Origin of the sequence: Hallella absiana, assembly GCF_025457485.1 — a bacterium.
Lineage (GTDB): Bacteria > Bacteroidota > Bacteroidia > Bacteroidales > Bacteroidaceae > Prevotella > Prevotella absiana.
Genome location: NZ_JAMXSP010000015.1, coordinates 14,003 through 40,599, shown reverse-complemented (window position 1 = coordinate 40,599; position 26,597 = coordinate 14,003). Strand labels below are relative to the sequence as shown.

Sequence of the window (26,597 nt, the reverse complement as noted above, 5' to 3'; positions counted from 1 at the left end):
TAGGAATGCGGGGCTCTTTCTTTATGAATGAGACGGAGAAATCAGCGTGAGATCATACGCTATAAAAACCGACACAAACGTGCCATAGAACCTTTATAGACGCGCTGTAAAGCTATAAACGCTATGCAATAAAGACTTGCAGGCTTACTGGGAAACAGCAAGGGAGACGTAAGCTGAGCGAGCCGATACATTGTCAACCCAGATATGTAGGAAGCATGGCCAAAGCCTTGTCCTCATTGGCTTCCATGATCTCGCGCTCACCAGGCCCTTTGTCGTTGATGCCACAGAGATGCAGAATGCCATGAATAATGACGCGATGCAACTCATCATCGTAGGCCTTGCCAAACTGCTCAGCATTGCTGCGCACCGTGTCCAGCGAGATGACGATGTCACCATTGATTACATCACCCTCGTCATAGTCAAACGTGATGATGTCGGTGTAGTAGTCATGGCCAAGATACTGGTTGTTGACCTCAAGAATCTTCTCGTCGCTGACAAACATATAGCCGATCTCTCCTACCCGCCGGCCATAGGTGGCTGCTACTGCTTTGATCCAAGCCGTGGTAGAACGATGATTGAACTCCGGCATCTTCACGCCGTCTGACTGATAACTAATCATATTGTTGTGGATTAAAAGTCGAAATAATCAATGAATATCCGTGATGTATTCTAAAAACATCTATCATATATTGTAAGGACATCCGTTATATGCTCTAAAAACGCCTGTTGTATGCAACGTACGGAACCCAAGCATTAGATGACCTTTCAAGCACTCTATTTCCGTTTCTTCCCTCCCGGCAACATCCATGAAGCATCTTTATGGAAGTGGACCAGCTCGCGATAAGCAGTGGAGGAGATGCTTGTCATCTCCGGACTGGCGTAGATCAGCAGGGTCTCCAAACCGCCTAACTTACGATTGTAGTCGGCCTGCACACGCTCATATTCGAAGTCTTGTACCGACCTGACGCCTTTGACGACATAATGCGCTCCGACGCGCTGAGCGAGGTCTACGGCTAAATCATTATAAGGTATCACCTCGATACGTTTCTCACCGCTGTAGAGCCTCTGAATGGCGTTTACGCGCTCTTCTATTGAGTAGGCATGTTGCTTGCGGGGATTATCCCCTACTCCAATGACCAATTTGTCGAATAGCGGCAATGCCCGCCGCACGATTTCGTCGTGCCCTATCGTAAACGGATCAAAGGAACCTACAAACAGACCTATCCGTTGTTTCTGATCTTGATTCATAAACCGTCATATCCTCCTTCCCTTTGTGGTATCATATACTTTTCTTTGCCCTGGTTGATTAGAGACATCATCCGTTTTTAAAAGGAGCATCTTCTATGTTGATAACAGACATCATCCGTTTTTTAGAAGATACATCACCCTTTTTATCAGTGCAGATGCCTTTATTCTCCGTCATCGACATTTGTCTCTTCCCCCTCGGGCTTGTCCTCCTCGATCACCAAATTGTCAATGATGAAGTTCTGACGCTCCATGGTATTCTTGCCCATGTAGTATTCCAGTAGCTTCTGCACTTGGTCGTTTTTGTGCAAGGTGACCTGCTCGAGTCGGATGTCCGGGCCGATGAAATGCGCAAACTCATCGGGCGAGATCTCACCCAATCCTTTGAATCGTGTGATCTCCGGGTCGGGTCCAAGGTCGCGAATCGCGTCAAGACGCTCTTGCTCGGTATAGCAATAACGGGTGATGAAGTCGCTTTTCTTCTCATTCTTCAGCAGTTTGGCATCTGCGTTAGCGATGACTTGCTTGTTCTTGATCTTAGAGCGACGGTTGCGAACACGGAAGAGTGGCGTCTGCAAGACATAGACATGGCCCTTCTTGATCAGCTCGGGATAGAACTGCAAGAAGAAGGTGATGACCAACAAACGGATGTGCATACCATCGACATCGGCATCGGTAGCCACAATCACTTTGTTATATCTGAGATCATCAAGCCCGTCCTCGATGTTCAAGGCTGCTTGAAGGAGGTTGAACTCTTCATTTTCATAGACCACCTTTTTAGAGAGTCCGAAGCAATTGAGAGGCTTTCCTCTCAGTGAGAAGACAGCCTGCGTGTTGACGTCGCGGCTCTTGGTGATACTACCACTTGCGGAATCTCCTTCGGTGATAAAGATGGAAGATTCCTCCTTGCGGTCGTCGCGGACATCACAGAAATGAATGCGACAGTCGCGAAGTTTGCGGTTGTGGAGATTGGCTTTCTTGGCGCGTTCACGTGCCAACTTGGTGACACCGGCCATTGCCTTACGTTCCCGCTCACTTTCCTTGATCTTGTTTTCCAGTACGTCAGCGACATCCTCTTTATGGATATGCAGGTAGTTGTCGACCTCACGCTTGATGAAGTCACCGACATACTTGTTGATGGTCTCGCCCCCTGGTTCCATGAGTGTAGAGCCAAGCTTGATCTTTGTCTGACTCTCAAACACGGGTTCTTCCACGTTGATGGCGATAGCGGCAACGATACCATTGCGGATATCGGTGTACTCGTAATTCTTATCAAAGAATTCCTTAATCGTTTTGGCAATATGCTCTTTGAAGGCACTCTGATGCGTACCGCCCTGTGTGGTATGCTGTCCGTTGACAAAGCTATGATACTCCTCGCCATACTGATTGGTATGGGTAAAAGCGATCTCTATGTCTTCTCCCTTGATATGTACGATGGGATAGAGCGGATCGACCGTCATATTGTCAACCAGCAAGTCCTCCAAGCCGTTGCGGCTCTTGATGCGCCGCCCGTTGTACATGATTGTCAGACCAGAGTTGAGGTAGGTGTAGTTGCGGAGCATGGTCTCCACAAACTCGTCATGGAATGAATAGTTCTTAAACAGCGTATCGTCAGGACGGAAGAAGATATAGGTTCCATTCTCGTCCTGAGTGTCTTCGGTATGGTCTTCTTTCAGTACGCCTTTCTCAAAAACCAGGCAGCGCACCGTACCGTCGCGATAGCTCTTCACCTCAAAGCGGGAACTCAAAGCATTGACGGCCTTGACACCGACGCCATTCAATCCCACGCTTTTCTTAAAAGCCTTGGAATCGTATTTACCTCCTGTATTGAGCACAGAGACAGCCTCTACAAGTTTGCCTTGAGGGATGCCACGTCCATAGTCACGGACAGACACACTCAGATTGTCGATGATATCCACTTCTATGCGGTCCCCGGCATGCATCTTGAACTCATCGATGGAGTTGTCGATGACTTCCTTCAACAACACATACACGCCATCTTCAGGCAGCGAGCCGTCGCCCAAGCGCCCGATATACATACCGGGACGCGTACGCACATGCTCCATATCACTGAGGTGGCGTATGTTATCATCAGTGTAAGCCACTGTGGGCTGTTCTTGCGAACTGTTGTTATTATTTTTATTTTCAGACATTTAGTTATAGATAGGATGAGGGGTTAAAGACAATTGCATCAGCCGATGGCTTTGCGATAGCAACGGCGACGCTTATGATTGATATGTTCCAACGCGCTCCACTGGCTTTGCACGCCACTGTTGCTTTCCATCTCCACCTGCGATTCTCCCCACTTGATACCATAGTTGATGTATCTTGGGATCAGATCGGCGAAGAGCAGTGCGTTGGCTCCTTTGGAGCGGTATTCGGGACGGAAGCCGATGAGCAACAGGTCCACGCCGTCGGTCTTGTGGAATTTGGCCGCTCTGAGCACATGCCACCAGCCAAATGGCAGCAAGCGTCCACGATGGCACTTCTGCATGGCGTGCGACATCGAAGGCATGGTGATGCCTACTCCGGCGATGCGGTCATTGTTGTTGCCGTCGACAATCACCGTTACGAGATTGAGATCCAAAGCTGGCATATACGACTTGACGTATTGATCGATCTGCCGCTCAGTAAGTTCCACAAAGCCATACAGGTCTTTATACGTCTCGTTGATGACGCGGAACACCTCATGGGCATAGCCGTTGCGGATGTCTGCCTTGGTGATCTTCTTCACATGCAGATTGTATCGCTTCTCCACAATCGCGGCGAGCTTCTCATATTTCTCGGGCACCTTATCAGGCACGGGCATGTAATACTCTACATAGTCGTTGTCTTTCTGCCAACCTCCCAGCTTTTCCATGTGCTCGGGATAGTAAGCATAGTTGTAGATGGTAGGCATGGTGCCGAGCTTATCAAAGCCCCAGGTGAGCATGCCTTCAGGGTCGAGGTCAGTGAAACCAAGCGGACCGACAACAGAGTTCATGCCTTTCTTGCGGCCATATTCAGCCACAGCGTCGAGCAAGGCCTGGCTTACCTCTGTATCATCAATGAAGTCGATCCACCCAAAACGCACGTCCTTGACATTCCAACGCTCATTGGCGCGATGGTTGATAATGGCAGCCACACGGCCAGCCAGCTTTCCATCCTTGTAAGCAAGGTAATATTCTGCCTCACAGAAGTCAAAAGCCACATTCTTGTCTCTGCGTAGTGTTGCCATCTCATCAATGAACAGATTGGGCACATCGTAGGGGCAACCTGCATAAAGGTCATAGTGGAAGTCTATAAATGTGGCGAGCTCTTTGCGTGTCTCTACCTTTTTAATTTCAACGGACATGAATGAATCTCTTATATTTAATAATTAAAGACTTGCAAAGTTAGTGATTTTAAGTCAAATAGCAAAAGGTATTGACCAAATTAACAATTTCTATTCTATAGGCCGACCTCTGCCTTCTGCCATTAAGAAACCACGTCTATCGAGCATCGAGAAGCCACGCCACGCTGTTGCAGGAAAGACGAAACTCACCTGCAATAAAGCATAGGCAGAGGTGCAGGAGAAGCGTAGCACTATTACAGCATTATGAGACAGGCTGACACAAAAACAAGAGATGCTTGCGCCGGATGGTGGTAGCAAATATATAGCTATTGCCCCCATCGCGCAGACGAAGCCGTTTACGAAGCTCCACAGCGGTCATGGGAAAGTTGCGCACAGCCACGTTGGCCTGGCCAACGTCTTTCAGCGTCTGTTTCACCTCGCGCTTATTAAGCGATGAAATGGCTAAGATTTCAAACTGGCGGCCGGGGAAAGCAGAAATCATCTCGTGCGAAAGGAACAGATGAGAATTGGCATCTGCCATATCCAAATCATATCTCGCACACAGTTCCGGGAAACATCCCGCCTTCATCAGACTTGCATTTGGAGCATATAAGAAACGGTAGTCCTGTAGCTGCTCTGCATTGCAATAGCGGACGTCAGCCGGCTTCTCTTCCTCCGCATGATACGTAAACGTCTCGCCATCATTGACGCAGGTCACCGTCAACGGATGCTGATGATGCGTAGCCACCACCAGCAACTCTTTGCACTCATTATGTACAGAGAGTATATGTACGTCAAAGAACACGGCTTGCGAAGTGGCTTTTCTCAGTTGTCTAATTGCCTCATGCCAGTCAAGCATCGGTGAAAGTTTCATCATCACGCCCATAGACAACGACATCATTCTGTCAAAAAGCTGCAACACATCAGGCGTACAAGCCTCCAGTCCGGCGACCTTTCTGCCCTGCACATCACGACGGGCCGGATCAATGAAAAAGAGCCGCTGAACGTCATCCTGCAAGCCTGCAAGATACTTCGTGCTGTCGTCGTTGACAACAACAGCATCGGACAGGCCCAAAAGAGGCATATTATGGCGCGCCAGACGGCACAAACGCTCGTCACGCTCCACATATACCGCTTTACCAAAAACTTGCGCCAGAAACGAGAAATCAACACCCCAGCCGCCCGTGAGATCCACGAGAGTCGTCGTCTTTCGCTGTTCTCCGAGTATCTCCGCGATAAGTCGCTGCTTATATTCCGCCGTCGTCTGCGAACTACACTGCTCCATATTGAGGTGAGGAGGGTAGATAATATCCTTGCAAGCAGCCCATCGTGGCACCTTCTCTTTGGCCTTTTTCCACCCTGCAATCTGGTCCAGCACATAGGGCATATCCACCTCAGGATACTTGTTGGCCTGAAGCGCAAGTTGTCTCACGTCATCCTCACGATGCTGCAAAACGAAGTCAGATGTTACAAATTTACACATAAATTATTCAAAAAAGCTACATTTATTATCAGATAACGCAAAAACATCGCAAAATATTTGGTGATCTCAAATATATTTTCTATATTTGCAATGTGAAACTTTATATCCAATCATTAAATAAAGACCATGAAAACAAGTAGTAAAAACCTAGCTGGCATCTTCCAAGAGGAAGACATCCAAAGGAAAAAGAACGAAGAAGAAAGTTTCTGCCAAAAGCTTGGCGGAGAGGTATGGTATCAGTAAGTATTAATTCAATCCTATTGAAGAAACAGAGCGAGGGCCGATCCGGTGAGGGTCGGCCCTCGTTGTTTTATGTATAAAAAGGAGCGCTATATATATAATATAAGGAGTCCAGCCTACGCATGGACTCCTTATTTATATATAGGCACGACTTAGTCAGCAATGAAAGCAAGGCTTAGTCAGCCATGAAAATCGCGTCTTAGTCAGCCAACTTAGCCTTGATGAACTCGCGGTTGAGACGTGCGATGTTGGCGATAGACTCATTCTTCGGGCACTCAGCCTCGCAGGCGCGGGTGTTGGTGCAGTTGCCGAATCCGAGCTCCTCCATCTTAGCGACCATAGCCTTAGCACGCTTTGCAGCCTCAGGACGGCCTTGTGGCAGCAGAGCGAGCTGGCTCACCTTAGAGCTGACGAAGAGCATGGCAGATCCATTCTTGCAGGCTGCTACGCAAGCGCCGCAGCCGATGCAGGTAGCACAGTCCATAGCCTCGTCGGCATCCTGCTTAGGAATAAGGATGGCATTGGCATCCTGAGCCTGACCTGTACGCACAGAAGTGTAGCCACCAGCGGCGATGATCTTGTCAAAAGCAGAGCGGTCGACCATGCAGTCCTTGATAACAGGGAAGGCAGCAGAACGCCACGGCTCCACCGTGATCACGTCGCCGTCGTGGAAGCGGCGCATGTAGAGCTGACAGGTAGTAGCGCCCTGAGCAGGTCCGTGAGGATGGCCGTTGATATAGAGCGAACACATACCGCAGATACCCTCGCGGCAGTCGTGGTCAAAGACGAACGGCTCCTTGTTGGCCTCGATGAGCTGCTCGTTGAGGATGTCCAGCATCTCCAGGAAAGAGGTGTCGCCGGGGATATCCTTCATCTCAAAGGTATCAAAGTGACCCTCAGCCGTAGGGCCATTCTGACGCCATACTTTCAGTGTGAATGAAATATTTGTATCCATTGTCTTGATTCCTTAATTAAGATTTATAGTTTCTCGTCTGAACCTTGATGTACTGGTAGTTCAGGTCTTCCTTGAGCAGTTCAGGAGCCGTCTCGTCAGAGCCGTTGTACTTCCAGCAAGCCACATACATGTAGTTCTCATCATCACGCTTAGCCTCACCGTCCTCGGTCTGGCTCTCCTCGCGGAAGTGTCCGCCGCAGCTCTCGTTGCGGTTCAGGGCATCGTAAGCGATCAGCTCGCCCATGGTGATGAAGTCACGCAGGTGGATAGCCTTGTCAAGCTCTACGTTCAGACCCTCGCGAGAGCCAGGGATGCGCACGTGCTCGTCGAACTCTACGCGGATGTCCTTGAGCATCTTCAGAGCCTTTTCCAGTCCCTCCTTATTACGTGCCATACCGACATAGTTCCACATGATGCCGTAGAGCTTCTTGTGGATAGAGTCGACACTCTGGTCGTGGAACTTAGTGTTCATCAGACGATGCATCTCAGCTTCCACGCCTTTTTCTGCCTCCTCGAACTCAGGACGGTCGGTGCTGTACAAAGGCACAGTGATCTGGTCAGAGAGATAGTTCTGCAAAGTATAAGGAATCACGAAGTAGCCGTCGCTCAAGCCCTGCATCAAAGCAGAGGCACCCAGACGGTTAGCACCGTGGTCAGAGAAGTTGCACTCACCCAGAGCGAAGAGGCCCTTGATGGAAGTCTGCAACTCATAGTCTACCCACAGACCACCCATGGTATAGTGGATAGCGGGGAAGATCATCATCGGGTTGTCATGCGGATCCACGTCGGTGATCTCCTGATACATGTCGAAGAGGTTGCCATAACGCTGGTCTACAACGTCGCGGCCCAGGCGCTGGAAAGCCTCGGAGAAATCGAGGAACACAGCCAGACCGGTGTTGTTCACGCCATAGCCCTTGTCGGTACGCTCCTTAGCGGCACGGGAAGCCACGTCACGAGGTACGAGGTTACCAAAGGCAGGATAGCGGCGCTCCAAGTAGTAATCGCGGTCTTCCTCAGGAATGTCGCGGCCCTTGATCTCACCACGCTGGAGTTTCTTGGCGTCCTCCAATTTTTTCGGTACCCAGATACGGCCATCGTTACGCAGTGACTCAGACATCAGCGTCAGCTTACTCTGCTTGTCACCGTGTACAGGAATACAGGTCGGGTGAATCTGAACGAAACAGGGGTTAGCGAAGTAAGCACCCTTGCGGTATGCCTGCAGGGCAGCGGTGCAGTTGCAACCCATGGCGTTGGTGGAGAGGAAGTAGGTGTTGCCGTATCCGCCGGTAGCGAGGCAGACAGCGTGAGCAGAGTAGCGCTCGAGTTTTCCGGTTACCAGATTCTTGGCAATGATACCGCGTGCGCGACCGTCGATGATGACGATGTCCTCCATCTCGGTACGCGTGTGGAGCTCTACAGTGCCGCGGTTGACCTCTTTCATCAAAGAGGAGTAAGCACCGAGCAGCAACTGCTGACCGGTCTGACCCTTGGCATAGAACGTACGGCTGACCTGCACACCACCGAAAGAGCGGTTGGCGAGCATGCCACCATACTCACGTGCGAAAGGCACACCCTGTGCGACGCACTGGTCGATGATGTTTGCGCTGACCTCTGCCAAACGATAGACGTTGGCCTCGCGTGCGCGATAGTCACCACCTTTGATTGTATCGTAGAACAGACGGTAGACGCAGTCACCGTCGTTTTGGTAGTTCTTTGCAGCATTGATACCACCCTGGGCAGCGATAGAGTGAGCGCGGCGGGGTGAATCCTGGATGCAGAAGTTAATCACGTGGAAGCCCATCTCACCTAAAGAGGCTGCTGCGCTGGCACCAGCCAAGCCGGTACCCACGACGATAATGCTCAGCTTACGCTTGTTGGCGGGGTTGACCAGTTTCTGATGTGCTTTATAGTTGGTCCATTTTTCAGCCAAAGGGCCTTCAGGAATCTTAGAATCTATTTGTGACATAATTAGTTGATGCTAATGATAAATGATGTAAGGAATCGGATTTAAGCATTGCACATGCTGGGGGCAAAGCCGAGCCAGAAGGACAGAATCAAGAAGGCGAAGACGGCCATCAGGATGGTGACATACACCAGACCGATGCACTGCCAGCGCTTCAACCAGATCTTGCCGCTCCATCCCAGTGTCTGCATAGCACTCCAGAAGCCATGAGAGAGGTGGAACCAGATGGCGCAGATCCAGATCAGATACAGGATAGAGAACACAGGATTGGAGAAAGTGTCCTGAATCCAAGCGAATCCGTCGGCAGGATCATGTGCTACCTCGATGCCGGCAAGCTCTGCAAACATCATGTGTCCCCAGAAGTTGTACAGGTGGAGCACGATGCCGATGAGGATGATCAGACCGAGCACGAGCATGTTCTGCGAAGCCCAGCTCACCTCAGGACGGCGGCTTGTCACCTCATAGCGCTGCTCGCCACGTGCGCGACGGTTCTGTGCTGTCAGGATGAAGGCATAGACGATGTGACACACGGCCAAGAATGCCAGGCCCAAAGTACCAGCCACTGCATACCAGTTGCTTCCCAAAAGACCACAAATCGTGTTGTACGCATCCCCAGAGAAGAATGCGGCAACATTCATGCAGCAGTGGAAAGTCAAGAATAGAATAAGGCAGATGCCGGTCACCGACATCACAACTTTTCTACCAATCGGAGAATTGATTAACCACATAAATGATTGACTTTTAATTATTTAACTGTTAGATAAATCCGATATAAATATATTGAAGCATCTTTATGAGCACGACATGACGCCCTCCTATACCTTATATATAGTAGACGCTGCCGTTTTCAATATGCAAAAATACTATATTTTGGCGATAATTCAAAGTAAAAGCGATAAAAATTGAATTTAATTTCTTACTTTTGCCAAAAAAGACAAAAACATGGAATTAAACTATGATGTCATCGTCATCGGCGGAGGACATGCCGGATGCGAGGCTGCTACGGCAGCCGCCAACATGGGTGCCAAGACGCTGCTGGTGACGATGGACATGAACAAGATTGGTCAGATGAGTTGCAACCCTGCCGTTGGTGGTATTGCCAAAGGACAAATCGTGAGGGAAATCGATGCCCTCGGCGGACAGATGGCAAAGGTCACGGACGCTACCGCCATACAGTTTCGTATGCTCAACCGCGGCAAAGGTCCTGCCGTGTGGTCACCGCGCGCACAGTGCGACAGAGGTAAGTTTATCTGGAGGTGGCGGTCTACTCTTGACTGCACCCCTAACCTTGACATCTGGCAAGACCAGGCCGACGAGCTGCTCGTAGAGAATGGAGAAGCTGTCGGCGTGCGCACGATATGGGGCGTGGAGATTCGCGCAAAGAGTGTCATCATCACTGCAGGCACCTTTCTCAACGGTTTGATGCACATCGGACGACACAAAGTTCCGGGCGGACGCTGCGCCGAACCCGCCGTTGCCCACCTGACGGAGTCCATCACACGATGGGGCATCCGATCCGCAAGAATGAAGACCGGTACACCCGTGCGACTCGACAAGCGCACGATACACTTCGAAGATACTGAGCGGCAAGACGGCGAGGCAGACTTCCATCAGTTCAGCTACATGGCACCACACCGCATTTTGAAGCAACTGCCCTGCTGGACTTGCTACACCAACAAGAGTGTGCACGACATACTGAAAGCCGACCTCGACAACTCTCCGCTGTTCAACGGACAGATACAGTCCACCGGTCCGCGCTACTGCCCGAGCATAGAGACGAAGCTCGTCACCTTTCCCGATAAGGACCAGCACCCGCTGTTCATAGAACCGGAAGGCGAAGACACCAACGAGATGTATCTCAACGGCTTCTCATCCTCCATGCCGATGGAGACACAGCTGCGCGCACTTCGGCAGATTCCCGCACTGCGCGACGCGAAGGCTTACCGCCCCGGCTATGCCATCGAATACGATTACTTCGATCCCACGCAACTCGAGCACTCGCTGGAGTCAAAGGTGATCAAAGGACTGTTCTTTGCCGGACAAGTCAACGGTACGACGGGATATGAGGAAGCCGGAGGCCAAGGCACCGTGGCAGGAATCAACGCAGCCATCCACTGCGGAGGCGGCGAACCCTTCGTGATGGGCAGGGACGAAAGCTACATCGGTGTACTCATTGATGACCTGACGACGAAAGGTGTCGACGAGCCTTACCGTATGTTCACCTCAAGAGCCGAGTACCGCATCCTCCTCAGACAGGACGATGCCGATGCCCGACTGACGGAGAAATCCTATCATTTAGGGCTGGCCACACGCGAACGTCTTGACTGGTGGTTGCAGAAAAAAGCGGGTATCGACCAAATTATCAACTATTGCAGTACCACAAACGTGAAACCGCGCGACATCAATGGCGCGCTGGAAGCCCTCGGATCCACCCCACTCCATTTCGGTTGCAAGATTTCAGACCTTGTCGCACGCCCGCAGTTATCGCTAAAAAATCTCGCTGAAGTATTGCCCGAACTGAAAGCTGTGCTCGAATCTCCCGAGAACAGAAAAGAAGAAATTGCAGAGGCTGCTGAAATCAAGATGAAATACAAGGGATATATCGAGCGCGAGAAAATCGTAGCAGACAAGATGCACCGCTTAGAAGGCATCAAGATTCGCGGTCATTTCAAGTACAGCGAGATTCAGGAAATCAGCACCGAAGGCCGTCAGAAACTTGAGCACATCGATCCGGAAACACTTGCTCAGGCCAGCCGCATACCGGGTGTATCGCCAAGTGACATCAATGTGCTGCTCGTGATGATGGGAAGATAAGGCGAGCTGCTGACTTTCTCCTGTCAGAAGATCAATCGAATGGAAACCACAAACGTTCCACGTGAAACCGAGAAACAGGTAAGATATTGAAATAAAACCACTTAATCATTAAAGTAAAACGTAAAAGATGAACAAACAAATCCTACTGGATAATCTGCGCGTCATACCCGACTGGCCGATTAAAGGAGTTCATTTTCGGGATGTGACAACGATGTTTAAGAGTCCCGAATGTATTCAAGAACTAAGTAATGCCATGTATGATTTATACAAGGACAAAGGCATTACGAAGATCGTGGGCATCGAGAGCAGAGGCTTCGTCCTCAGTTCTGCTGCTGCCTATCTTCTTCACGCGGGCATCGTGCTTTGCCGTAAGCCCGGCAAGCTGCCCTGTGAGACGATTCAGCAAAGCTACGCCAAAGAGTACGGTGTCGATACAATCGAGATCCATAAAGACGCGATCACGCCTGACGACGTGGTGCTGCTTCACGATGATCTCCTTGCTACGGGTGGCACCATGAAGGCTGCTTGCGACCTCGTAAAGAAGTTCCATCCCAAAAAGATCTATTGTAACTTCATCATAGAGTTGCAGTCGGAATTTCCCCACGCACGCGACATCTTCGACAAAGACATCGAAGTCACAAGTCTCCTGCAATTCTGACAGACTCCAAAATCACAAAGCCAAGACCGCCAAAACGGTCTTGGCTTTTTAGCCTATAAACGTTGAAACATTGACAGAGACCGCATCTTTGCGCCACACCGCACAAAATAGCAAGGAGAAGCGCAGCCGTTTGGGGGCTAACGCACGATTCTGTCAAACAGAGATCATAGGCTTATAGTATTCGTTCCACGTGAAACTGGCAACGTGCTTATATATAGTAGATAAAGGTAAAGACGACCATGACAAGAGAAGAAAACGACGAGAGACTGGCACGACTCAAGAACATTGTGCTCAACATGCCTGAGAAACCGGGCTCCTATCAATTCTATGACAAGGATCATGTCATCATATATGTAGGTAAGGCAAAGAAGCTTAAGAGTCGTGTCTCCACCTATTTCCATAAAGAGGTAGACCGCTTTAAGACCAAGGTACTGGTGAGCAAGATAGAAGACATCAGCTATTCGGTTGTCAACAGCGAGGAAGACGCTTTGCTGCTCGAGAACGCACTCATCAAGAAATATAATCCTCGCTACAACGTGCTGCTCAAGGACGGTAAGACCTATCCCAGCATCTGCATGACCAACGAATACTTTCCCCGTATCTTCAAGACACGCCACATCAACAAGCGCTACGGCACTTACTTTGGTCCGTTTCCCCATATCTCTGCCATGTACAACGTGCTGGAGCTCATCAAGAAGGTGTTCAAGCCTCGTTCCTGCCGTCAGCCTATCACCCGCGAAGGCGTGGATCTGCACAAATACAAGCCTTGTTTGGAATATCATATCCACAACTGTGAGGGGTGCTGTATCGGCAAACAAAGCTATGAAGACTACCAAGAGAACATGCGGCAGGCCCGCGAGGTGCTCAAGGGCAACACACGCGCACTCAGCGAATGGGTCTATACACGCATGATGGCCAACGCAAAACTGCTGAAGTTTGAGGAAGCAGAGCGTCTCAAACAGCGTTATCTGCTCCTGCAGGAGTTCGTCTCAAAGAGTGAGGTCGTCAGTCACACGATCAACGACGTCGACGTGTTCACCATCACAGACGACGATCAGCAGAAGAACGCCTTCATCAACTATATCCACGTCACCAACGGCACGATCAACCAAAGCTTCACCTATGAATATAAGCGCAAGCTGGAGGAGACCGACCAGGACCTGCTACTGCAAGCCATACCAGAGATTCGTGAGCGCTTCAAAAGCAAGGCGAAGGAGATCATCGTGCCCTTTGAGATGGACTGGACACTGCCTGATGCTACCTTCACCGTGCCGCAACGGGGTGATAAACACCACCTTTTAGAGCTTTCGGAGATGAACGGAAAGCAATATAAGTTCGACCGTCTGAAACAAAGCGACAAGCTCAATCCTGAGCAGAAACAGACGCGGCTGATGAAAGAACTGCAAGACCGGTTGCAACTGCCCAAACTTCCCTACCAGATAGAGTGCTTCGACAACTCCAACATCTCCGGTACGGATGCCGTAGCAGCTTGCATTGTCTACAAAGGCATGAAGCCCTCCAAGAAAGACTACCGCAAGTATAACATCAAGACGGTGGTAGGCCCCGACGACTATGCTTCCATGCAGGAGGTGGTACGCCGCCGCTATGGTCGCATGAAAGAGGAAGGTACGCCCCTTCCCGACCTCATTATCACTGATGGCGGAAAGGGGCAGATGGATGTCGTCAGGGAAGTTGTGGAGGATGAGCTCCACTTGCAGATCCCCATCGCAGGCCTTGCCAAGGACGACCGTCACCGCACCAACGAACTGCTCTACGGCTTCCCGCCACAGGTGATCGGTCTGAAGACCGACTCAGAGCTTTTCCGTGTGCTTACACAGATACAGGATGAGGTGCACCGCTTCGCCATCACCTTCCACCGCGACAAGCGTTCCAAACACGCCCTGCACTCTGAGCTCGACGACATCAAAGGCATTGGCAGCAAGACTGCCGAAGCCCTGCTCAAGGCCTTTAAGACTGTAAAGAGCATCAAGGGAGCAACGCTTGAGCAGCTTGCCACCGCCATCGGACCCGCCAAAGCTCAGCTGGTTTATGACCACTTCCAGGAAGGACAACAAGGAGAAGAAGCGTAAAGAGGTCCCTTGGGTAAGCGATTGCTTACCCAAAGGCTTCCCACTTTACTTGTCCCAAGTCCCGATTCGTACTTGCCTGAAGGGCCCTACCTTACTTGTAAGCATAAGAACTGAACCCAAGGAGAAAAAGCCGCAACCGTCCATAAAGGTCTCCGACAAAGGAACTGCGACAAAAACAGGAAATTACAACTACCTGATTATCAATATATTAGTAGTCTGTACACTTACACATCACGTTTTTTCATCCATACTTCTAACCATGTATTGCCATACTCCCAACTTATATGGTGCCCCGTAAGAGCTGTATTTAATTTACTTTTTTATTGACAAAAACATATTCGCAAAAGGTTTTATTCTAGAGTGAAAAACCAAGTGAAAAGACAATTCAACCGAACTAAAACTAACAAAAAAACTGTTTTTGAGTATCAAACCACTGTGTTTACTTCGTCATCACACTTGTTTTTGCCTATCAAAGCACTGAGATGACCTTGTCATCTCAGTGCTTTGATGAAAAATTCTCTAGAGAATTTTTCATCAAACAACCCTTTTGTACTTTGCCCCAAATGGTCTATTTTATAAGATGTTATAAATCAGCACTTTATAAAAAACGCTCATTTCGCGCGAAATCGCACGAAAATAGAGTTTCGTGAAAAAGAATCGATTCTCAGAGGCGCAAAATTGTCAGTTTCCAAGACATTTCGGCAAAGAATGAAAAAACGAGGACGATAGAGAATTGAAAGCCGTTGGGATCTATGATGAAAAGCGAATTAAACACAAAAAAGAAGGACTTTGAGCACAAGACAAAGCCGTTGAATATAAGACGAAGCCCGTTGAGTCAAAACGTGACGCCCAACCAATGGAGCGATCACCAAGTAGATTTTCGGTCAAAATCATCGTAGTATGGAATAAATTGCTTAAATTTGTAGGTTGCAAAACAAGAAGTAAGACAATCATGAGAATCGTAATACAGCGCGTCAGCCATGCTTCGGTGACAATAGAGGGCAAAGTGAAGTCCAGCATCGGCCGTGGTTACCTCATCCTCCTGGGTATCGGCAGCGACGACGGCGAGGAGGACATCCAGTGGCTGGTGAAGAAGATCATTGGCCTGCGCGTCTTCGACGATGCCAATGGCGTGATGAACCTCAGCATAGGCGACGTGGGCGGTGACATCATCGTCGTGAGCCAGTTCACGCTTATGGCAAGCACGAAGAAAGGCAACCGTCCCAGTTGGATCAAAGCTGCGCCCCACTCCATCTCCATCCCCCTCTATGAGCGTTTCTGTAAAGTGCTGCAAGAGGCTTTCGGCAAGCCGATCGGCACAGGAGAGTTTGGTGCTGACATGAAGGTGGAACTGCTCAACGACGGACCCGTGACCATCTGCATGGACACAAAAAACAAGGAATAAAACCATTAAATGTCGCTCCGGACATAAGATACCGGAGCCAGCGATAAGACAACAATATATGGAGAACAAAACGATAACCCTTGAAGAGGCACAACAGCAGGTAGACAGCTGGATCAAGACTTATGGCGTGCGCTATTTCAGCGAGCTGACCAATATGACCGTCCTCACTGAGGAAGTCGGTGAGCTCGCCCGTGTGATGGCCCGCAAATACGGCGACCAGAGCTTCAAACCGGGCGAGAAAGACAACCTCGGCGAGGAGATGGCTGACATCTTCTGGGTACTCTGCTGCCTGGCCAACCAAACCGGCGTGAACCTCTCTGAGGAGTTCAGGAAAAGCATAGAAAAGAAGACTCAGCGAGACGCGACAAGACACAAGAACAATCCCAAACTCAAGGACCACGCCAATCAATGATCAATGATCATTCATTGGCAACACCTCATAATCATCCAATCATAACACATCAATCATACGCACATGGCATACACAAAAGACATCGAGCCCACCATACAGCCGGGCAGCCTGAAGGCGAAAGTAGAGAACGGCCGTAAAAGCAACGAGCCAAAAGAAGACAAATACGAGCAGGCTCTGCACAAATACAACTGCGACGTCGACGAGGCACAGGTGAAAACTGCCGTCGAGAAGATCATCGCGGAAAAGGTGCCTGAGAACGACAACGAGGAGGTGAAAAAGTTCCTACTCGGCAGTGTGGAGCTCACCAGTCTCCATACCACAGACACAGAAGAGAGCATTCTGGCGATGACCGAAAAGGTCAATAAATTCGACGAAGCCTATCCCGACCTGCCCCATGTGGCGACGATCTGTGTCTATCCCAACTTTGCGCATATCGTCAGCCAAAGCCTTGAAGTCGACGGTGTGGAGGTCGCTGTTGTCTCAGGTTCTTTTCCCTCCTCACAGACGTTTATCGAGGTGAAGGTGGCAGAGACAGCACTGGCCATCAAAGACGGTGCCACCAACGTGGACATCGTGCTGCCCGTAGGCAAATTTCTCAGCGGCGACTACGAAGGACTGGCCGATGACATCGATGAGCTGAAGCAGACCTGCGGCGAAGTGCCCATGAAGGTGATCCTCGAAACCTGCGACCTGGGCAGCCTGAGCAACGTGAAGAAAGCGGCCCTGCTGGCGATGTATTCCGGTGCCGACTATATCAAGACATCCACAGGAAAGGAGAAGCAGGGTGCCACACCGGAAGGTGTCTACGTCATGGCACAGGCTATCAAGGAGTACTACGAGCAGACGGGCCGCGTCGTCGGACTGAAGCCTGCCGGTGGCATCAACACGGTCAAGGACGCTGTGACCTACTACACCATCGTGAAAGAGGTGCTCGGCGAGCAGTGGCTCACCAACGAGCTCTTCCGACTGGGCACGAGCCGCCTGACCAACTTGCTGCTCAGCGATGTACTCGGCAAGGATACCAAGTGGTACTAAGACGGGAAACATAAAACACAAGCAAAAGGGAGCAGCCTCAAAGAGGCTGCTCCCTTTTATGATAATGGGTAGGTAGTCAAACTGAAATCAGATATTCCGCTCGATGACATAGTCGAGATAGGCTCTCAGACTCTTGCGCACATCCTCGTCATGCACCTCATGCTCAAGGAAATAAACGCTCTCGGCATGAAGCTCCCACATGCGCTGGTCGGCATATTCTATACCACCGTTCTCCTTGGTAAACTTGACAAGTTCCGCGATCTCGTCCTTGGTGACAGTGCCAGCCTTCACCTTTCGGGCTAAAGCGAGCATATCCTGATTGCCGGTGGAGCGGAGCGCATAGATGACGGGCAGCGTGAGCTTGCCCTCTGCCATGTCGTTGCCGGTAGGCTTACCGACATTGGCCTGGTCGTAATAGTCAAAGATGTCGTCACGGATCTGGAAGATGACGCCCAAGTTCTGCCCGAACTTCTTGGCTTCTTGGATCTCTTCCTCAGCCGCACCGGCCGACAGCGCGCCGATGGCAGCACAGGCTTCGAAGAGTGCTGCCGTCTTCTGTTTGATCACCTGATAGTAGACCTCTTCTGAGATCTCCTGGTTCTGGATATTGGACAATTGCAGGATTTCACCATTGGAAAGGGTGCGGCCGAGCTCAGCGAGATACCGTACGATGATCTCGGAATGGGTGTAGCTGACATGCAGCAAAGCCGTTGAGAGGATATAATCGCCCACGAGCACGGCCACCTTATTGTCAAACATCGCATTGACGCTTTTCTGTCCTCGGCGCTCTCCGCTCTCGTCCACGACATCATCGTGCACGAGTGAGGCCGTATGCAACAGTTCCAGTCCCACAGCCGCATGCTGCGTGACATCCGTGATCTCACCGAAGTTCTTGGCCATGAGAAGTATCAGAATAGGACGCATACGCTTTCCAGCACGGTTGCGGATGTGCTCCAGTGCCTGCGACAAAAGCCCGTCGGTATGCGACAACGACTTGTTGAAAAGATCGATGAAATCGCACAATTCTGAGCTGATAGGTTGCTTGATGATTGACAAATAATCCATGCTATAGTAATCTTTGATACAAAATTAGTTATTTTAATTGGATAATATGGCAATAATTTCGTAATTTTACAAATAAAAAAGAAATATCAAATGAACAAGCTCTTCTTACTCGACGCCTACGCCATCATTTTCCGGGCGTACTATGCCTTTATCAACCGACCGACCATCAACTCCAAGGGCCTGAACACCTCTGCTATCCTGGGGTTCTGCAACACGCTGAGGGAGATCATCGACAAAGAGCATCCCACCCATCTCGGCGTGGCTTTCGACCACGGCAAGACGTTCCGCCACGAGGCTTACCCACCCTACAAGGCTCAGCGCGAGGAGACACCGGAAGACATCAAACTCAGCGTACCTTATATAAAGGAGATCCTCCAGGCCATGCACATCCCCGTCTTGCAGGCCGACGGCTTTGAGGCCGACGACGTCATCGGTACGCTCGCCACGAAAGCCGGAAAAGCAGGTGTGGAAACTTATATGCTCACACCCGACAAAGACTATGGACAGCTCATCGCGCCAAACGTCTTTATGTTCAAGCCACGCCATGGTGGCGGCTATGACAAAATCGGCGAGAGCGAGATCAAAGAGAAATATGGCATCGACTCAGCACACAAGGTCATCGACCTGCTCGCCCTCATGGGTGATTCTGCCGACAACTATCCCGGTTGCCCCGGCGTGGGAGAGAAAACTGCCGTGAAGCTGATCAATGAGTTCGGATCGTGTGAAGAACTGCTCGCACATGCCGACCAGCTCAAAGGAAAAATGCGCGAGAAGGTGGAAAACGCAAAGGACGACATCAAGATGTCGAAGTTTCTCGCTACCATACGTACCGATGTGCCCATCGAGCTCAACCTCGATGAGCTGAAGATGACCGAGCCCGACGAGAAGCAACTCAGCGAGATCTTCGCACAACTCGAGTTTAAGCGACTTGCCGAAAAGTTTCTCCATAAAACTGAAAACGCCAAGAAAAACGCGCCAAAACAGCCTTCTCTTTTTGACGAAATCCCGACCGACGGGCAAGCTGTCGCTGAAAATTCGATTCTCGCAAGCCTTAAAACGACCTCTCACGAATATCAACTGATTGATAATAAGCAAGATGTGTCTCAACTTTATGACTTTTTAAGGACAAAAGAAATTCTCAGTCTAGACACAGAAACCACTTCTACCAGCCCTGTCGACGCAGAATTGGTCGGTTTGAGCTTCGCTGTGGAGGAAAACAAGGCCTATTATGTGGCAATACCAGCAAACCGTGAAGAAGCCTTGCAATATGTTAACATATTTAAACCACTCTATGAGAACACGGAAACGCTCAAGGTCGGACAGAATATCAAATACGATTACGAGGTGCTCCGCAACTATGGCGTCGACATCCAGGGACCGATGTTCGACACCATGCTCGCCCATTATGTGCTTCAGCCCGAACTGCATCACAACATGGACTTCATGGCCGAGACACTCCTCCACTACCGTACCGTGCACATCGAAGAGCTCATCGGACCAAAAGGAAAACATCAGAAAAACATGCGCGACCTGGATCCTAAAGAGGTCTATGAATACGCTGCTGAGGATGCCGACGTCACGTTGAAGCTGAAAAACGTCCTCGAACCCATGCTCAAAGAGAAAGGCATGGAGCGACTATTCTGGGACATTGAGATGCCACTCGTCAAGGTTCTCGCCGACATGGAGCTCAACGGCGTCTGCCTCGACACCGACTCTCTCAAAGAGACAGAGCACATCTTCAAGGAGCGCATGGCCCGCTATGAGCAACATGCCTATGAGCTCGCCGGCGAAACGTTCAACATCAGCAGCCCCAAACAGGTCGGTGACATCCTCTTCGGCAAGATGCAGCTTGTCGACAAACCTAAGAAGACACGTACCGGACAGTATGTCACCTCAGAGGAGGTTCTGCTACAGCTTCGCGACAAGGCGCCTATCGTCGACGACATCCTCAACTACCGCGGTCTGAAAAAACTTCTCGGCACCTATGTCGAGGCGTTGCCACTGTTGATCAACAAGCGTACGGGACACATCCACACGTCGTTCAATCAAGCAGTTACCGCCACAGGGCGGCTCTCATCCTCAGACCCCAACCTGCAGAACATTCCCGTGCGCGATGACGACGGCAAGGAGATCCGCAAGTGCTTCGTGCCCGAACCGGGCTGCCTCTTCTTCTCCGCTGACTACAGCCAGATAGAGTTGCGCATCATGGCTCACCTCAGTGGCGACGAGAACATGATAGAGGCGTTTCGCGAGGGACTGGACATCCACCGTGCCACCGCCGCCAAGATATGGAAAGAGCCCCTTGATGAGGTCACCGACGCACAGCGCAAAAAAGCCAAACAAGCCAATTTCGGCATCATCTACGGCATCACTGCCTTTGGTCTGGCGCAACGCATGGGCATCCCCAACGGCGAGGCACGACAACTCATCCAGGACTATTTCGCCACCTTCCCCAAAGTACATGCGTTTATGGAAAGTGCCATCGCGACAGCACGCGAGAAGAAATATGCTGAGACGATGTTTGGACGACGCCGCTATCTGCCCGACATAGATTCCAAAAACGGCACCGTGCGAGGCTTCGCTGAGCGCAATGCCATCAATGCGCCCATTCAGGGTTCGGAAGCCGACATCATCAAGATTGCCATGATACGCATCTGGCGACGCTTCAAAAAGGAAGGCATACGCTCCAAGATGATCCTGCAGGTGCACGACGAACTCAACTTCAGCGTCTATCCCGAGGAGAAAGAAAAGGTTGAGGACATCGTCCTCACCGAGATGCAAAACGCTTGTCAGCTCAGCGTACCACTGATTGCAGACGCCGGTTGGGGAAAGAACTGGCTGGAAGCACACTAAAGTAAAGATGTCAGACAATTCCAAATTTCTTATAAGATTTTGGGAATCGATTCCAAAAATCTTATAAGAAATTTGGAATTTACAGACGTTTTGCCTACTTTTGCAACCATACTGATATTGCAAGAAATGATAGAGCGTGAACAAAAAAAACAGATTGAACGGCTTATCGGAGGCGATAAGGCCGTGATCATCTATGGTGCCAGACAGGTGGGCAAATCGACCTTACTGCATCAACTCTTCGACGACAGGGAGCAGGTGCTGTGGATGAATGCCGACGATCTCGACGTCCAGCGACTGTTCAAGGACATGACCTCCACACGCATCAAGGCGATTCTCGGTAACAACCGCTGGCTTATCGTCGACGAGGCTCAAAGAATTCCAGAAATAGGACTGCGGTTGAAACTCGTCACAGACCAAGTGCCGGGCGTACAAGTGGTGGCTACGGGCAGTTCTTCGCTGCTTTTAGCTTCCGGCATCAAGGAATCGCTGACCGGTCGCAAGCGTGAGTTCACCATCTTCCCTTTATCTTATAAGGAGATGGTCAACGAAACCAATCTGTTGGAGGAGCACCGTATGATCCCCCACCGCATGGTTTTTGGATACTATCCCGAGGTGGTTACTTCGCCAGGCGAAGAGCGGGAAGTGCTGCACGAACTGTCCAACAGTTATCTCTACAAGGACATTATGACCATCGACAACATCTCCAAACCCGACAAAATCGTCAGACTGCTTCAGGCACTCGCCTATCAGATTGGCGAGCAGGTGTCATACAACGAGGTCGGACAACTCATCGGACTGGATTCAAAGACCGTGGAGAAATATGTCGACATACTGGAAAAGAACTTCATCATCTTTCGTCTGAGCAGTTTCTCACGCAATTTGAGAAACGAGCTCAAATCGAGCCGGAAGATCTATTTCTGGGATTTGGGTATACGCAATGCCATCATTGCAAACTTCCAGCAGGTGGAGAACCGCGCCGACACCGGAGCTTTGTGGGAGAACTTTGCCATAGCGGAAAGACTCAAACATCTCAATATCCATCAGCCATTTACCAATTTTTGGTTCTGGAGAACGCAGCAACAGCGCGAGATCGACTTCCTTGAGGAGAGCGACGGAAAGCTCGATGCTACTGAGTTTAAATGGAATGCAAGAAAAGCCAACGTACGTTGTCCCGAAGCATTCAGCAAGGCTTATCCTCAAGCTACCTTTAAAGTGGTGACACCGGAAAACGCCGATGAGTTCTTCATCGTGTGACATTTAACCGCTTTTATGCCTCAGTCTTTGCCCACCTCAGATATTTTTCTTACTTTTGCAAACAGAAAAGATATAAACGTTTATATAAAGACATGTCATTAAAATGTGGTATTGTAGGCTTACCAAATGTGGGAAAGTCTACTTTGTTTAATTGCCTGTCCAGTGCTAAGGCACAGGCTGCTAACTTCCCCTTCTGTACGATTGAACCCAACTTAGGCGTGATTACAGTTCCCGACGAGCGACTCACTAAGCTTGCCGAAATCGTGCACCCGGGACGCATCGTGCCCGCTACCTGTGAGATCGTGGACATCGCCGGACTGGTGAAAGGTGCTTCCAAAGGTGAAGGCCTGGGCAATAAGTTCCTCGGAAACATCCGCGAGTGCGATGCCATCATTCATGTCATCCGCTGCTTCGACGACGACAACGTAGTGCGCGAGGGCGGTGCTCCCGTAGATCCTATCGCTGACAAGGAGACCATCGATACAGAGCTGCAACTCAAAGACTTGGAGACTATCGAAGGGCAAATGGCCAAGCAGGAGAAAATTGCCGCCACCGGCAACAAGGACGCCAAGGTTCTGGTGTCTGTCCTCAAGGCTTATAAAGAGGTCCTCGACCGCGGCGAGAACGCACGCTCGGTGACTTTCGACACCAAGGAAGAGCAGCAGGCCGCTCACGACCTCTTCCTGCTCACCACCAAACCGGTGCTCTATGTCTGCAATGTCGACGAGCAGAGCGCCAAGACGGGCAACGACCATTCCAAGAAGATAGAGGAGATCGCTGCCAAGGAAGGTGCCGAGGCTATGGTCATCGCTGCCAAGACAGAGGAAGACATCGCCTCTCTCGACACCTATGAAGACAAGAAGCTCTTCCTCGACGAGCTGGGATTGGAGGAGAGCGGCGTCAACCGACTCATCAAGAAAGCCTATCATCTGCTCAACCTGCAGACGTTTATCACCGCAGGTGAGATGGAGGTGAAGGCCTGGACTTTCCACAAAGGCTGGAAGGCACCACAGTGCGCCGGCGTCATCCACACCGACTTTGAGAAGGGATTCATCCGCGCCGAGGTCATCAAGTACGAGGACTATATCAAGTACGGCTCTGAGGCCGCTGTGCGCGAGGCCGGAAAGCTCGGCATCGAGGGCAAGGACTATGAGGTACAGGACGGCGACATCATGCACTTCCGCTTCAACGTCTAAGCTACGGACGCCCTACCCTATTACTCATATCTTTTAAGCTAATAAGGCACATATCATGTCAACATTGCTTTCATATATCGTCTGGGACCCCGACCAAGTCATGTTCCACGTGGGACATTTTGGTCTTCGCTGGTATTCGATGTGCTGGCTCATGGGCCTGCTGTTGGGCTATCTGCTCATGCAGCGCCTCTATAAGCAGCAGCATATCCCCGACGAGAAGTTCGAGCCACTGTTTATCTATATCTTTGTTTCCGTGCTTGTGGGCGCACGACTGGGCCACTGTCTGTTCTACCAGCCCGACTATTTCCTCTCGTCCTGGGACCATTTCATAGAGATGCTCATCCCTTTTCACCACATGCAAAGCGGCACATGGGTATTTACGGGCTATGAGGGACTGGCCTCACACGGCGGCGTGATCGGTATGATCATTGCCATCTTTGTCTACTCCCACCGCAACAAGCTCTCACCCTGGGTAGTGTTTGACAACATGGGCATCTGCTCCTGTATCACAGCCACCTTCATCCGCTTGGGCAACTTGATGAACAGTGAGATCATCGGCAAGGTGACCGATGTGCCCTGGGCTTTCATCTTCGAGCGTGTAGATCAGTATCCGCGCCATCCCGGTCAACTCTACGAGGCCCTGTCCTACGCCTGCTTCTTCGTGATCATCTATCTCATCTATCGCAAGCACCGCGACATGGTGGGTAGCGGACTCTACCTCGGACTGTGCCTCACACTGGTGTTTGTCGCCCGCTTCCTCATCGAGTATACCAAGGACATCCAGGAAGCTTTCGAGGCCAACCTGCCGCTCGACATGGGACAGTTGCTGTCGATACCGTTTATCATCATCGGCCTTCTGTGCATCCTCCACGCAAAGAAATTCAAACCTGTAAAGCAAGACTGAGCCATCATCAGCCCATCTTCTCATAACCACCTCCAGCCAAGGCAAACAACCGAAGCCCTGGCTGGAGGTTTTTGTTTTGTTCTTCACAGTTGCTACAAAAGCCGACTACACATATAAAAAAAGCTAAATTAGTAGAGGATGTCAAAGTTTTAGACTAATTTTGCACCTTAGATTGATATATTGCGCAAATTATGAGTTTGACAAAGTTTGCAAGCAAGTTGTTCAAGCCACGACAGTATGAGCTCGAAAAGCACTACACGCAGCCCGAGGCTCTACAACGCCGTGCATTGCACTACCTGCTTGAAAAGGGTAAATATACCGAATATGGACGCAACCACATGCTGGCGAGTACGCACAGCTACGACGATTTCGTCAACAATGTGCCCATCAACACATACGAAGAACTGAAAGGCGACATCGATCGTATGCGTCACGGCGAGCCGAATGTATTGTGGCCGGGCGTGGTGAAATGGTATGCCAAATCCTCTGGAACCACCAACGACAAGTCGAAGTTCATCCCTGTTTCTTCCGACGGACTGCACAACATCCACTATAAAGGTGGTGCAGACGTGGTCACCGTCTATCTTCGCAACAACCCCGGCAGCCGACTTTTTGACGGCAAGTCGCTCATCCTCGGTGGCAGCCACTCGCCCAACTACAACGTGGAAGGCTCGCTCGTGGGTGACCTCAGCGCCATCCTCATCGAGAACATCAACCCGATTGCCAACCTCTTCCGCGTACCCAAGAAGCAAACGGCCCTGCTTTCCGACTTTGAAGTCAAGCGCGACCGCATTGCCCACGAATGTCTGAAAAGCAATGTGACCAACATCTCGGGTGTGCCATCGTGGATGCTCAGCGTGCTCGTACGCGTGCTGGAGATCTCCGGAAAAGAACATATAGAAGATGTGTGGCCCAATCTGGAAGTGTTCTTCCACGGCGGTATTGCCTTCACACCCTATCGCAAACAGTATGAGCAAATCATCACCTCACCGAAAATGCACTATATGGAGACCTACAACGCCTCTGAGGGCTTCTTCGGACTGCAGGATGATCCCACCGACAAGAGCATGCTTCTGATGCTTGACTACGGCGTGTTCTATGAGTTCATCCCCTTGGAGGACGTAGGGAAAGACAATCCCAGTATCGTACCGCTCGAAGGTGTGGAACTCGGACGCAACTATGCCATCGTCATCACCACGTCGTGCGGACTGTGGCGCTATATGATCGGCGACACCATCAGCTTCACGTCCAAGCGACCTTATAAGTTCGTCATCACCGGACGTACCAAGTACTTTATCAATGCCTTCGGCGAAGAACTGATCATGGACAACGCCGAGAAAGGACTCGCCTACGCCTGCGAGAAGACCGGCGCACAAGTCAAGGAATACACAGCCGCTCCTGTCTATATGGACGAAAACGCAAAATGCCGCCACCAGTGGCTTATTGAGTTCTCTGTGGAACCCGACAGTCTGGATCGCTTCGCCGACCTTCTTGACAAGAAGCTGCAGGAGATCAACTCCGACTACGAAGCCAAACGCTCACACAATGTAACGCTCCAGCATCTCGAAGTCGTCAAGGCAAGACCCGACCTCTTCAACGACTGGCTCAAATCAAAAGGCAAGCTCGGCGGACAGCATAAGGTGCCACGACTGAGCAACTCCAGAAAGAACATGGATGAACTGCTGGAGATGAACCATAAAGAAAACGAATAG

At 50.5% G+C, this 26,597-nt stretch carries 20 protein-coding genes; 11 read left to right on the top strand and 9 right to left on the bottom strand.

Translation table 11 applies throughout. The features are described 5' to 3' along the window. Positions 1–193: 193 nt before the first annotated feature. The 8 genes from ybeY to NG346_RS08885 all read right to left on the bottom strand — a co-directional run bounded on the left by ybeY (position 194) and on the right by NG346_RS08885 (position 9,927). A complete protein-coding gene (gene ybeY, locus NG346_RS08920) occupies positions 194–619 on the bottom strand; it encodes an rRNA maturation RNase YbeY (protein ID WP_154533892.1) in 426 nt (141 codons plus the stop codon). A gap of 155 nt (positions 620–774) precedes the next feature. Then, the gene (coaD, locus tag NG346_RS08915) at positions 775–1,248 is read right to left on the bottom strand and encodes a pantetheine-phosphate adenylyltransferase (RefSeq protein ID WP_154533891.1); all 474 of its coding nucleotides are present in this window, start codon (positions 1,246–1,248) and stop codon (positions 775–777) included. A 161-nt stretch (positions 1,249–1,409) separates the two neighbouring features. Further along, on the bottom strand, positions 1,410–3,398 hold the full coding sequence (locus NG346_RS08910) for a DNA topoisomerase IV subunit B (RefSeq protein ID WP_262280493.1): 1,989 nt from the start codon (positions 3,396–3,398) through the stop codon (positions 1,410–1,412). A gap of 38 nt (positions 3,399–3,436) precedes the next feature. Beyond that, positions 3,437–4,579, bottom strand: a complete 1,143-nt coding sequence (locus tag NG346_RS08905; protein WP_262280492.1) for an N-acetyltransferase — start codon at positions 4,577–4,579, stop codon at positions 3,437–3,439. 241 nt (positions 4,580–4,820) lie between these two features. Continuing rightward, positions 4,821–6,041 carry a THUMP-like domain-containing protein gene (locus NG346_RS08900; protein WP_262280491.1) on the bottom strand — a complete coding sequence of 407 codons (1,221 nt, stop codon included), beginning with the start codon at positions 6,039–6,041 and terminating at the stop codon, positions 4,821–4,823. Between the two features lie 439 nt (positions 6,042–6,480). Then, positions 6,481–7,236 carry a succinate dehydrogenase/fumarate reductase iron-sulfur subunit gene (locus NG346_RS08895; RefSeq protein WP_154533887.1) on the bottom strand — a complete coding sequence of 252 codons (756 nt, stop codon included), beginning with the start codon at positions 7,234–7,236 and terminating at the stop codon, positions 6,481–6,483. Positions 7,237–7,252: 16 nt separating this feature from the next. After that, positions 7,253–9,202, bottom strand: a complete 1,950-nt coding sequence (locus NG346_RS08890; protein WP_262280490.1) for a fumarate reductase/succinate dehydrogenase flavoprotein subunit — start codon at positions 9,200–9,202, stop codon at positions 7,253–7,255. Positions 9,203–9,243: 41 nt separating this feature from the next. Further along, positions 9,244–9,927 (bottom strand): succinate dehydrogenase/fumarate reductase cytochrome b subunit, encoded by a 684-nt coding sequence (locus tag NG346_RS08885; RefSeq protein ID WP_154533885.1) that lies wholly within the window; start codon positions 9,925–9,927, stop codon positions 9,244–9,246. A 214-nt stretch (positions 9,928–10,141) separates the two neighbouring features. On the opposite strand from NG346_RS08885, the gene mnmG reads away from it, so the two are divergent. From mnmG to deoC, 6 genes are all read left to right on the top strand, one after another. Further along, entirely contained in the window at positions 10,142–12,013 is a 1,872-nt protein-coding gene (gene mnmG / locus NG346_RS08880; protein WP_262280489.1) for a tRNA uridine-5-carboxymethylaminomethyl(34) synthesis enzyme MnmG, read from the top strand. A gap of 127 nt (positions 12,014–12,140) precedes the next feature. Then, entirely contained in the window at positions 12,141–12,671 is a 531-nt protein-coding gene (locus NG346_RS08875) for an adenine phosphoribosyltransferase (protein ID WP_154533883.1), read from the top strand. Positions 12,672–12,910: 239 nt separating this feature from the next. Next, on the top strand, positions 12,911–14,761 hold the full coding sequence (uvrC, locus tag NG346_RS08870; RefSeq protein WP_154533882.1) for an excinuclease ABC subunit UvrC: 1,851 nt from the start codon (positions 12,911–12,913) through the stop codon (positions 14,759–14,761). Positions 14,762–15,713: 952 nt separating this feature from the next. Then, positions 15,714–16,166: a D-aminoacyl-tRNA deacylase gene (gene dtd / locus NG346_RS08865; protein ID WP_154533881.1), complete on the top strand. Its 453-nt coding sequence runs from the start codon at positions 15,714–15,716 to the stop codon at positions 16,164–16,166. 73 nt (positions 16,167–16,239) lie between these two features. After that, positions 16,240–16,578, top strand: a complete 339-nt coding sequence (locus NG346_RS08860) for a nucleotide pyrophosphohydrolase (RefSeq protein WP_262280520.1) — start codon at positions 16,240–16,242, stop codon at positions 16,576–16,578. Positions 16,579–16,641: 63 nt separating this feature from the next. Then, on the top strand, positions 16,642–17,613 hold the full coding sequence (deoC, locus tag NG346_RS08855; protein ID WP_262280488.1) for a deoxyribose-phosphate aldolase: 972 nt from the start codon (positions 16,642–16,644) through the stop codon (positions 17,611–17,613). Between the two features lie 87 nt (positions 17,614–17,700). Here deoC and NG346_RS08850 read toward each other — a convergent pair whose 3' ends face one another. Next, entirely contained in the window at positions 17,701–18,678 is a 978-nt protein-coding gene (locus tag NG346_RS08850) for a polyprenyl synthetase family protein (protein ID WP_262280487.1), read from the bottom strand. A 90-nt stretch (positions 18,679–18,768) separates the two neighbouring features. On the opposite strand from NG346_RS08850, the gene polA reads away from it, so the two are divergent. From polA to NG346_RS08825, 5 genes are all read left to right on the top strand, one after another. Then, a complete protein-coding gene (gene polA / locus NG346_RS08845; protein ID WP_262280486.1) occupies positions 18,769–21,531 on the top strand; it encodes a DNA polymerase I in 2,763 nt (920 codons plus the stop codon). 126 nt (positions 21,532–21,657) lie between these two features. After that, the gene (locus NG346_RS08840) at positions 21,658–22,785 is read left to right on the top strand and encodes an ATP-binding protein (protein WP_262280485.1); all 1,128 of its coding nucleotides are present in this window, start codon (positions 21,658–21,660) and stop codon (positions 22,783–22,785) included. Positions 22,786–22,877: 92 nt separating this feature from the next. After that, positions 22,878–23,981: a redox-regulated ATPase YchF gene (ychF, locus tag NG346_RS08835; RefSeq protein ID WP_262280484.1), complete on the top strand. Its 1,104-nt coding sequence runs from the start codon at positions 22,878–22,880 to the stop codon at positions 23,979–23,981. Between the two features lie 55 nt (positions 23,982–24,036). Beyond that, positions 24,037–24,885, top strand: a complete 849-nt coding sequence (gene lgt, locus NG346_RS08830) for a prolipoprotein diacylglyceryl transferase (RefSeq protein WP_262280483.1) — start codon at positions 24,037–24,039, stop codon at positions 24,883–24,885. Positions 24,886–25,076: 191 nt separating this feature from the next. Further along, positions 25,077–26,597 carry a GH3 auxin-responsive promoter family protein gene (locus NG346_RS08825; RefSeq protein ID WP_262280482.1) on the top strand — a complete coding sequence of 507 codons (1,521 nt, stop codon included), beginning with the start codon at positions 25,077–25,079 and terminating at the stop codon, positions 26,595–26,597.